Below are 11,053 nucleotides of genomic sequence, written 5' to 3' on the forward strand. Positions count from 1 at the left end.
AAACTTATAGTTCAGGGATGACCAGAACTGTGCCAACCGCCAAATTCGACGGATCGCTGATAAGGTCTTTGTTCGCCTCATAGATATCTTGGTACCGCAGCACATCACCATATTCACGCTGCGCAATAATGCCAAGGTTATCACCAGCTTGCACGATCACTTCGCGGCGACCAGATGACGGTTCCGCAGTTGGCGCGGTTCCGCTGGACATGTCGATAACAAGTCCGGCGCTAGTGGAAGAGAAACTGCTTTCGGCTGGCGTTTCTGCGGCGGCCACCGAAGTTGCTGCCGATGCGTTTGCGGCAAAATCACCGGCACCTGCTGATGTCTTCACTGCAACCTCGACCGTTTCGTAATCGGGCAGATCAGGGTATGTTTCGACGATCTCTGTACCAGAGAGGCTTTCAAGAAACGCAACCAGATCGGATTTTTCTTGATCAGTCAGGTCAAGCGGTTCGATCATGGCAGATTTGGTACCAAAGACGTCTTCGGTGCCGCCTGCGTCGTAGAAGTTCACGACTTCGTCTAGCGTATAGAAAATGCCGTTATGCATGTAAGGGGCCGTAAAAGTCAGATACCGCAACGGCGGTGTGCGGAACTTGCCCATGTCTTCGTCATTTTGGGTCACCGCATATAGGCCTGGGTCACGATCAAGGCCTTCATAGACTTCTTTGGCCACGCCAAACCCACGCATCGCGGACCGGAATGTCACCTGAACAAGCGGATCTTCCAAGAATTCCGGATTGCGCGGTACGCTTGTGTTATGGAAATCTTCGTCAGTTGCCAAAGCACCGTTGTGGCAGGATACGCAGTTCCCTTTACCCGCGAAAATCACCTGACCACGCGCAGCTTCAGGGCTAAATCCAAAGACATCGCCAGCTGCAAAACGGTCGAATGGGCTGTCCGCAGAAACCAAGGAATGTTCGTAAGCTGCAATCGCTTGTGTGATTTGTTCGATGGTTGGGTCTTCGCCCCAAATTTCAAGAAAGCGGTTCCGGTATTCCGGAATTTGCTTCATCCGCTCTTCAGCCATTGTGACGTCAATATTGGCGGCAAAAGCCGTACCCATCGCGCCCGGAACTTGGTGCAACAACGACCCAACTGAACCGTCCCAATGCAGGCCGTTCGTCAGATAAGCCGAATTCACCAATGTTTGGGCGTTGCGCCAATGTTTCGTGCCCGGATAGCCACGGCTCAGTTCGGCACCATCGCCGTAACCGTATTCCGGGGCGTGACAGCTTGCGCAGGACGTCGAACTGTCGCCTGACAGGCGTGGATCGAAGAACAACAAGCGGCCAAGTTCAACCATGGCCTCGTCTTTTTCGGGTGTTGCACTGACTGGCAACGGCGGCAGTTTCATGATGCGGTCTGCTTCGGCAGCTGCGGAAGATGCGGCGGTCAGCGCTACTAATGTCAGGATACGTGTTAACATCTACTTTACTCCACTTACGTGAGAACGAGATCGAGCTTCAAATCCGCATTCGCGGCGACGCTCAGGTTCGCAGTCTTTTCACCCAACAGAGGGTGCCAAATTGACAGGACGTACTGGCCCGGCGGGATATCAGGAATATCGAACCGACCATCGACACTGGTCACAGACAGATACGGGCTGGTCGATGTGTAGACCCAAGCCGCCATCCAGTTGTGTGCATTGCAATCGATCATCATCAGATTACCACGCCGCAGGTTCAGATCGACGCGGTCAACCAAACCGGCCTCTGGCTGTGCGAAGTTGAACATGGACCGACGTGTCCCGTTGAATACTTCGTACGCGTGGATGTTGTGTAGGATCGGATCGAAGTTGTGGACATCGACGTAGGCGCTGCTGCGGATAATCTGCACATACGGCTGGAAGCTACAGTCAATCTGGTAGATCTTTCCGTGATTAAAAATCGGGTCCCAGTTTTTGCCTGCGGTGACGCCTTTAATTTCGACAACACAATCGCCAAGCTCGCCGTCATCCGAAACACGCAAAGCTTTCGGTTCGCGATCATCGACGCCGCAAATATCGTGATCCTTGATGACAGGAAAACTAGGGACAAATTCGCCGTTACCTGCATATTTCAGCTGACCAGAGACCCGACCCGCAGATTGCGGCGTACCAGTTTCATTGTATGCGGGGGTAGCGGCGTAGATTCCCGTGCCAAGACCGGCTGCAAAAAGTGTAGAAGCGCCGCCCTTGATAAGCGAACGTCTATTCATTTCCATCACACTAACCTCAAAAATAGTTATTAATTTTCACTCAGGGCAATGACAGCACCTGTTAGATTCCAGAGATCGTCTACGTTAACATTCTGACCGAATGATGGCATGGGTGTGCCCGGAATCCCGCGATAAAGGCGCATAAACACGTCTTGTGGATCACGCCCCCCTTTGAACGTACCCACCGTCAGGTCTGCAGGTGAGATGCTTGCGCCGCTCATGTCCTTTAGCGGTGCGGAAAGAACGCCGTCGCCTTGACCAGCCGCGCCATGGCAACTTGAACAATCAAGACTTTCGTACAACTCCATACCGCGATCGATATCAAAACTAGCAGGGACGACGATGTCCTCTATCGGTTCGCCATATGCTGTTATGTCAGCGAATTGACGGATAACTTCGGCCAGAGCCAGCCGTTCACTGAGTGTGAAATCGGTAAAGGCGGGCATGGTCCGACCGAATGACCCTTCGATCCCCGTTTCAATGATTTTTGTGATGTCTGCGCGTGCTGGAAAGTCGCCTAGGCCGGTTGTGCCAAACTTGAAAACACCGCCTGTGAAATCACGCGGGGCAGGCGCAAATTGGGCAGCCATAACACCATCGCCAGCGCCCGTTGCACCATGACAGATCGCACAATTTTCGATGTAAAGTGTCATGCCTAAGCGATGTAGTTCTGGGGTGGGGACGTTCTGATCGGCTTGGGCGCCGGAATTGATCAATAAAAACGGTAGGATGGCGAATGCCGAGATCTTCTTCATTTCTATTAACCCTTGCTCAACTCTGAATAACTACGCAGTGCGCATTAATTTACGCCTGTGCGCTGTATATCTATAAATATTGGCATAATTTTGTCCGGTCAGGGCCTTTGCAAAAAGATATTGGCAGTTGCCGGTGATGTTTGATGAGCCGCGACACGCTGTCCTCCTCAACCAAAAGAAAGGTGTAAAAATCGTCCGCCCTACTTGATAATGAATATTCATTATCCTAATTGAAGGCATGAAAGGGTGATCCATGCCAAAACCTGCCAAGCCAGCAACCAGGGCAAAAATTCGCGACGCACTTGTCGCGGAAGTGGTTGAAAAAGGGATCGCCACGGTGAACGTCGCAGGTATCGTCAAGCGTGCCAAAATTTCCGCAGGCACTGTTTACATTCATTTTGAAAACAAGGACGACATGCTGCGCCAAGTCTATATGGAACTTAAGGCGGAGTTTCACAGCACCATTACAGAAGACGGAAACGCAACAGATAGCGCACAACGCGTGCGGAACATGTGGTTCGCTATGTTCCGTTTTGTACGTGAACGTCCGCAAGATTTCTTGTTCCTCGAATACGCAAACGCCGCCAAAATTCTATCGCCCGATGAACAAGCCACCGTTGACGGTTTTGCCAAAGATATCGCCGCACGTCTCAAACGCGGGGTCGACGACGGCACTTTGGTCGATCTTGATACCGGCCTGCTTTCGCTTCTGCTGGTGGCACCGGCCATGCAGCTTGCCCGACGCGCGGTCCTGTCGGGCGAACCCATCCCTGAAAACCTGATAGCCCAGACCTTTGATCGGGTCTGGCTATCTATCGCGAAAAACTGATCGAAAGGATCAAGCCATGTCAAAAATCGTTCTTATCACGGGCACCTCTACCGGGCTTGGCATTGCCACCGCCGTTCAGGCCGCGCAAGCAGGCCACACTGTCTACGCGACGATGCGCAACACCGGAAAACGCACTGCCCTTGATGCAGCGGCGGAAGCGGCGGGCGCGTCGCTTCGCGTTTTAAAACTGGATGTACAAGACACGTCCTCGATCAACGCTGCGGTCGAAACGGTCATTACAGAACAAGGCCGCATCGATGTGCTTATTAACAACGCAGGCATGGGTTACGCCCGCAGCCTAGAACAGGCCGAAGAAGCCGACGTTCAAAAGATCTTGGACGTCAACTATATGGGCGTTGCACGCTGCACGAAGGCCGTCATGCCCTTTATGCGTAAGGCCCGTGCCGGTCATGTCATCAACATCAGCTCTGTCGGCGGATTGGTCGGCCAGCCGTTTAACGAAATCTATTGCGGCGCGAAATTTGCGGTTGAAGGCCTAACGGAATCGATGGCCAGCTATATCACGCCGTCCTTCGGCATCCATTTCACGGCTGTCGAACCGGGCGGTATCGCTTCGGAATTCGCCAATTCCGTGATGGAACAGATGGCGCAGACGGGCGGCATGTTAGAGGACGAATATCTTCCAATCCTTCAAAAATACGTCGCAGGTGCGCAAAACCGTCAGGACACAGGCATCTATCAAACCGCCGATGAAGTCGCCGCGGTCGTTATGCAAGTGATGGACGCACAGCAGCCACCAATCCGCGTCCGCACATCCGAATGGGCTGAAACCTTCACTAAGCTTAAGACAAGCCTCGACCCAGACGGCCTCAAGCAACAGGCGCAGGTTGTCGATCAATTCCTGACATAAGGTTAAGGTGCAAGACTGGGCATTTTCAGCCTTGCCCGAGCGATTGTGCGCGCACCCCGCCGCACAAACAAAACCAATAATCAGGGTTATGTGTAGTGAGCCGATACGCTGAGAATAGTGCTTAGGATATGAGCGATCTACCCCAAAGCGGTTGATCCGCGAAATTGGCTCGCTCGGCGGAACTCGCCTTCTGCAGCCGTACCATCTGCGATAAACTCAAAAGTTGGGTACTTAGTGTCAGCCACTAGAAATCCTATTCCTTCAAGAGCCACGACTTTCAGGACCTCATCGAGCTTTACCGCCTTATTTAGAAATCTAAAAAAGCGTTCACGCTAGTGTGGGCATAGAGGGCTTCGTTTGCAATTTCTGCCAAACAGCTTGATGCAGTAGCTCGGCCATTCTACGCAATGCCGTAGTCGTCTGAATATGGAGAATTGATAATCTCTAGAGATGCTTTTTTCATTATCTTGACCCTTAAATTGGGACCACAGTGCTCCGGCCACCTGTGCTATTGTAGTATTCTCAGCATGGTAGAGCGGCGATGAACGCGCAGGTTGTAGCCCTAACTCACCCTACGATGTCTGCCGAATTGGATATCTGCGTTGATGCGCGTTGGACAGGCACTTCGTCGGGAAAATTCCGTCGAAACCACCTAGACTATTATGTTGACGCAGTTGCATCTTGGCAAACATCCCTGTAGCGCTACGTTCCTAACCAATAAAGGTTTTTGGCGATAAAACCGCAGGAACTGGCGACTGGGCTGGAACCTACAATGATAGAGACAAGAATATATGCGTTTTGTGCGATCACTTGGCATTCTTGGCGGATTGATCGCTTTATCTATCGCATTAGGGCTTTATCTTGACGGATCCCTTTTGATTTGGGTGATAGGTGCTTGGATTTTGAGTGCGCCAGTAATTCTGTTGGACGCTTGGATTTTCACATCTGCGGGCAAAGATTCAGTTTCAAGCGTGAAAACCGAGTGTAAATCTACCCAGTTGAGCCCGGTTGGCACGGACCATCCCAAAGTTCGCGCCCTTTCACGCCGGCGTTCTGACGACTGATACGGACCACTCGCAGGAACGACCTGCGCGCCATTTCGGAACGCCATGAGACGCCGTTATTATTGCGTTGTCATTGCGGCGACAGCTGATGCCCCCTGCCCCGTTGCGATTTGCAAATCCATCCAAGAGACTGCGTATTCTCTTAGCGCATCCGCCACTGCCAATTGATTTGCGGCATGTTGGCGTTCGGCGTTCAGCACGTCCGTGAATGGGACAACTCCGCTTTGGTAGCTCCGCCTGCTCAGGTCCACGACTGCCTTTGACGCGTCGCGCGCGTGTTCGAGATGGGTCACCTTTTGTTCTAAATTCTGCGAGAGACTAAGCGCGATCTGCACCTCTTCGACCGCCTTGAGCACTGTTGCGCGCCATGTAAGTTCGGCGGTGCGCGCTTGCGATTCCGCGATCTGTTGGTTGGCCTGTAGGGCGCCACGGTTCAAAATTGGAATGCTGAGCTTTGGTCCAAAGCTCCATCCGTCTGTCGCCCCTGCTGACAGGGTGCCGCTTAATGATATCGACGGCAGTAATTGCGCCTCTGCGATGCCGATGGCGGCGGTGGCCGCGATCAGGTCCTGTTCGGCGGCTCGGACATCTGGCCGGTTGCGGATTAGGTCAGCGGGATGCCCCACCGGACTGGTGCCGTGTGGGCGCGGCTGGAACGCGGCGGCCTGCATTTTGGTCATTATCGGTTGTGCAGGTTCTGCCAAAAGCGTGGCGATGCGAAAGACACTCGTTTCAAATTGCGCGGACCTCGTCGGAAGCGTCGCCTCGGATGTAGCGAGCTCAGACCGCGCGCGTTGGACGTCCAATTCTGTCGCGTCCCCGACATCGCGTCTTTGCGTGATCTGTCGCAGTGTCTGTCTGCGGCTACGCACTGTCATACGTGAGATTGCGGCAGCTTCTTGATGATAGCGTGCCTGAAGATAGGCGTTGGTGATATCCGCGAGATAGGCAAGCCGGACCACGTCGACGTTCGCTTGTGCCGCACCAAGGTTTGCTTGCGCTTGCGTCTGACGGTTTTCATGTTCTCCAAACAGATCAACAACGTAGCTGCCGCTGGCACGTGAGTTGGACAGCGTCGTGGGCCCGTCATCGAAATTCTGCCGTGTGACGGCCGCCTCGACTCCGCCGGTGAGCTGCGCGTTCAAACCCACACGGCCAAGGGCCGCTTCTGCGGCATTGCTGCGTTCAATTGCAGTGCGCACATCAAGGTTTTGAGATGATCCTCGGGCAATCAGGCCCGTCAGTAATGGGTCATTCAAACGATCCCACCATGCCAGATCTGCCGCGTTTTCCAGCGTCGCAGGAGCCGCGTTGACAAAATTATTGCGTAGTTCAATCGTAGGGGCCTGATATTCTGGTCCCATGCGTTCGCACCCAGCAAATGCCGTACCGCAAATCAGCGGCAATACTAAACGATTCATAAAAAAATGCCTGTAATTATTGCATTCAACGCTAATGCACAGACGCCCAAACACAAAAAACTAGCTCTGGTACTGCGTAAATTTCCCGACAAAGGTGTGATTTTTTGGCACAACTTGATGAAAAGCGGGCAAAAAGTGTCAGAATTATGGCGGAATTGTGGCGGCCAAGCGCGGTTGCGCGCAGGTTATTTCAAACAAAGGCACTGTCGGTGCAATCATCAACCGTCTTGAATATGAATACGCTGAAGCAAACGCCCAAAGTCGTTCCGCCGTTAATCTACAGCAAGATCGTTTGTTCGTCGTGATCGTGTTAAAACGTTCAGCGGTCGTCACGCGATCCATGTCGCATTAGACGAATGATGATCGACAGACCAAGGATACAGAAAATCGCAGTGGCGGTATAAAAACTGGCCGGCACGAAAAATCGGACAAGAGTGCTCAGCAGTATAACGGTTACTACAATGACAATTATTCGGGGCACTTAACTATACCACTCTGTTGCTGGAAGTGACGCCAGCGCATACAGGCGCGCTTCTGTCCGGCTGAGGGTCCAGCCGTCTACGTAAACTGTGTCGGCGTTCGCGAAGTCGTTTCGGATCTGCTGCATCCAACGGCGACAGATCAGGTCCTGCGGTTGCTCGTTGCTGATCTGCAAGGCGCTGCGCAGGTCAAATGCGTTCCTTTCGACAACACCCGCACGTATGATTACCTTTCCGATGGTAGATGCTGGACCCACATAATTATTGGGCTCTTTGTCGATCATTGCTGCTGATGCGGCCTGACCGTTCAGCGCGAAACCAGCGAGCGCACAGATAAATCCGCGGCGATTGAGCAGGCTGTGGGTCGATGTCATAATCTGCCCTCCGCAGCGGCGTCCTTGAAATAGTCGGCCATCCTGATCGCCAATGCCCCGATGGTCAGTGTCGGGTTCGCGTAGCCCATCGTCGGAAACACTGAACAGCTGCATATATGCAGATTTGACATGCCATGGACGCGGCAGTCTGCATCTACAACGCCTGTTTTGGGATCAGCAGACATGCGGGTTGTACCGCAATGGTGTTTGCCCCGTCCGACGTATGCGGGCCAAGTATAATCATCCCTCAAAACTTCGGTCCATGCGCGGCCGATACCCAGCCGACCAATTTCCTGTATCAAAAGCTCTGAGGCGCGTTTGACTGTTTGCATTTCCATATCCGTCAATTGCCAGTCCAATGCGACGCGATGCTGCCCAAACATATCTTTTTCGGCAACAAGATGAACGGAACTGTCCGGATTTGGCACACATTCAAAAGTCAGCCAAGGTGCGAACCAAGGCCGTTCTATGAACGTATCGGTTTCGGCATCGAATTTGCGAATGATCCGATTGGTTGCGCCGTCCAGATCGGTCAGGACATTCATCAGTTCAGATGAAAGATATGGCGGCGCTTCGTTCTCTCGCAAACCACCTATTAGCCTGCTGAGTGACATGTCACCCGGCGAACGGTTCGTTTCGAACAAGTGGAACACGAAACCGGGCATTTTTTCGCGACGCTGCAAGGCTTCTGATGGGATAACAGCAGGTTGGACGCCGCCGACCTCAAAGAAATGCTGCTGGGCATAAAGCGCCAAATCGTCTTGCTGATCTTGCGCAAAAAACGTCATTGCGGGGCGCAATGCCCCGTGATCGCCGAAAAACTTGCCGACAAGTTCGTAATCGTTTCCGAGACCTGCAGTGGCAGTGGAATTTGATAGCAACATTAGTCTGGGAATTTCGATACCTCCTTGCGCAAGCACGAAACGGGTGGCGCGCACACGGAACCGTGGCCCGTCGATACAGGCGACTTGCACCTCCTTCACGGTTGTTGCTGTGTCGTTGGTGAGCACGTCCAATACATTTGCGTAAAGATAAGTCGATATATTGGGGGACTGTTTTAGCGCCGCTTCGTATGTGTAACCGAATGCCGTAGGTGGACTTTCGTTGATCGGAAGGTTGACGAAAATTTCAGGATCGAACTTTATTGGATCTAGCCCAATCTCTTTCGCCCAATATTCCATGTCGTATGGGCGTTCGGTCTGGAGTTCAAAATACGGTTGGGCGCGTTCATAAAATGGCGCGAGATCATCATAGCTTATCGGCCAGCCAGAGTGCGGAATTTCATCGCGTTTTTCAAAATCAATTGGCGCCAGCGGCATACAGTTTCCAGCCCAGTGATTTGAAGAGCCACCCAGCATCCGCAGTCGCGAGTCGTCGAGCGGATCGTACTGAAATCCCAAAATGGGGCCCGCGGCAAGCGACTGCGTTTCCGGATCGTAGTTCATACCGCCGCTTTCCAGCAGGATAACGTCTAAACCGGTCCCAGAAAGCTCGAGCGCGAGGGTAATGCCCGCAACGCCGCCACCGACAATACAGATATCAGCCTCAAGTTCTTCACCATCTGGAAGTTGTCTTGCATCTAAAATCATTAATCAAACCTGTGTGAATAAAAAATATATTGCCCAGTTTTAATAGCCAGCGCGATCTAGCTGCATAGTCAGACGTCGGTTCGTAACAAATGGTCATGACCAAGGGCTAATTTGAAGGGCGCGAAATCCAGACCCCGACCTGTTTCAATCTACCAACCAACCAATCTTGGGCGGCGCGACCAGAAAAATCCATTGTTCCTCGCGTTTGTGTTGGAGAGGCTTTGTTCGTAAATTCTTTTCTCGCGTTGTTGTTCGCGAATTTGGCGCATTATCGACAATCCCCCTATCCAAAGAAGCATGTGGAAAAGGATAAAGGGTTTGTAAAAATCAGCTTCGGCAAAGATGCGTGTGGTGACAGCCGCACTTTGACTGAGAAAGAAGATCGCAGGCATTGATCCAAGCGTCATCGCCCCGCGCAGTGTCCATCCCAGCGCCCAAGTCAGTGCCAGAACCGTCATGCCAAGTCCGATAAGGCCCTGATGGACCGCTATTTCGTAAAAGCTGTTATGGAAATTGAACGTCGTGTTCCGGCCCTTGTAAAAATCGGCATGGATTTTGCGAACAAGAGGCGATTCATCGTATCGCCAGAAACCGCCAGATCCGACACCCAGAAAAGGGTGTTCGCGAATTTGATCTTCGGCATACATCCAAAGAACGGTACGACCCGTCAACGACCTATCTTTGCCGAGCGCGTCAAGCACTGGCCCAATAACGTCGCCCAGCGGTTCAGCAAGAACCCATGCCGCAAGCGCAAAGCACGCCGCCAATGCGATACAAATTGCCCCTAGTCTCAACGGGCGCAACCATGTGCCCAGTAGAACCAGCCCCGCGATAATCACGCCGCCCCCCGTTGCGATAGCGAGCAAAAGAGCAGTTGCTGATTGGCTTTCAACGATAAGAAATAGGCTTAAGAAAACGAATGATATCCCGAAACAGCGAATCCAGCGCAGCGCGCCTTTGTCCAGTGTTATGGCGACAGCAACGGTCCACAGGATCACCATATTGGTCCCGAGCATGTTTTTATGCGGGAACAGACCGGGGACCATTCGTCCGGTTCCCAATCCATATACCAAATTGAGCACGGCGACCGTGCCTGTCGCGGCGAGCACGGCGTATAAAATTTGTCGCGGTTGCAGTGTAAGGACGATGACATAACAGATCACCATGGTAAGCATCAGATAGATCGATGTTTTGAAAGCTATCATCGGCTCCACTGCCCAAAGCGGCGAAATCAAGCACCAGAATGGCAACAGCAAAATAATAAGTGAACGCGACATCAACCACGTCATTTCGTCGCGTCTTTGCCAAGCACGTAGGGCGAAATAAAGCGCCAGCGGATAGAGCAAGAGTTCGTCACGCCGAAACTGTATAAACGTGACAAGAAACCAAAGCGTAATGGCCACCGAATCACAGTGTTTCACCGTAAACCTGAGAACCAAACCTTGGGATTCAGACACAGTGGTTCTGGA

9 protein-coding genes are annotated in these 11,053 nt (G+C 52.5%); 2 read left to right on the forward strand and 7 right to left on the reverse strand.

The annotated features are described in order from the left end of the window. Positions 1-4: 4 nt before the first annotated feature. Genes AC0L7R_RS18730 through AC0L7R_RS18740 form a run of 3 tightly spaced genes read right to left on the reverse strand, consistent with a single transcriptional unit; the run spans position 5 to position 2,957 of the window. Positions 5-1,432, reverse strand: coding sequence for a cytochrome c peroxidase (locus AC0L7R_RS18730; RefSeq protein ID WP_473660818.1), 1,428 nt, complete (start codon positions 1,430-1,432; stop codon positions 5-7). A 14-nt stretch (positions 1,433-1,446) separates the two neighbouring features. After that, the gene (locus tag AC0L7R_RS18735) at positions 1,447-2,208 is read right to left on the reverse strand and encodes a carboxypeptidase regulatory-like domain-containing protein (RefSeq protein ID WP_247129565.1); all 762 of its coding nucleotides are present in this window, start codon (positions 2,206-2,208) and stop codon (positions 1,447-1,449) included. A 23-nt stretch (positions 2,209-2,231) separates the two neighbouring features. After that, a complete protein-coding gene (locus tag AC0L7R_RS18740; protein ID WP_348106960.1) occupies positions 2,232-2,957 on the reverse strand; it encodes a c-type cytochrome in 726 nt (241 codons plus the stop codon). Between the two features lie 253 nt (positions 2,958-3,210). Here AC0L7R_RS18740 and AC0L7R_RS18745 point away from each other — a divergent pair, with 253 nt between their 5' ends. Further along, positions 3,211-3,786, forward strand: a complete 576-nt coding sequence (locus tag AC0L7R_RS18745) for a TetR family transcriptional regulator (protein ID WP_473660821.1) — start codon at positions 3,211-3,213, stop codon at positions 3,784-3,786. A 16-nt stretch (positions 3,787-3,802) separates the two neighbouring features. Next, entirely contained in the window at positions 3,803-4,657 is an 855-nt protein-coding gene (locus AC0L7R_RS18750; RefSeq protein ID WP_473660823.1) for an SDR family NAD(P)-dependent oxidoreductase, read from the forward strand. Positions 4,658-5,780: 1,123 nt separating this feature from the next. On the opposite strand, the gene AC0L7R_RS18755 is transcribed toward AC0L7R_RS18750, so the two are convergent. The 4 genes from AC0L7R_RS18755 to AC0L7R_RS18770 all read right to left on the reverse strand — a co-directional run bounded on the left by AC0L7R_RS18755 (position 5,781) and on the right by AC0L7R_RS18770 (position 10,861). After that, positions 5,781-7,142, reverse strand: coding sequence for an efflux transporter outer membrane subunit (locus AC0L7R_RS18755; RefSeq protein ID WP_473660825.1), 1,362 nt, complete (start codon positions 7,140-7,142; stop codon positions 5,781-5,783). A gap of 481 nt (positions 7,143-7,623) precedes the next feature. Continuing rightward, positions 7,624-7,995: a hypothetical protein gene (locus AC0L7R_RS18760; RefSeq protein ID WP_473660827.1), complete on the reverse strand. Its 372-nt coding sequence runs from the start codon at positions 7,993-7,995 to the stop codon at positions 7,624-7,626. After that, positions 7,992-9,584, reverse strand: a complete 1,593-nt coding sequence (locus tag AC0L7R_RS18765; RefSeq protein WP_473660829.1) for an FAD-dependent oxidoreductase — start codon at positions 9,582-9,584, stop codon at positions 7,992-7,994. Before AC0L7R_RS18765 ends, AC0L7R_RS18760 begins: the two co-directional genes overlap by 4 nt. Positions 9,585-9,733: 149 nt before the next feature. Next, positions 9,734-10,861, reverse strand: a complete 1,128-nt coding sequence (locus tag AC0L7R_RS18770; protein ID WP_348106968.1) for an O-antigen ligase family protein — start codon at positions 10,859-10,861, stop codon at positions 9,734-9,736. Positions 10,862-11,053: the final 192 nt, after the last annotated feature.

This window comes from Yoonia sp. D2-7 (genome assembly GCF_055809435.1).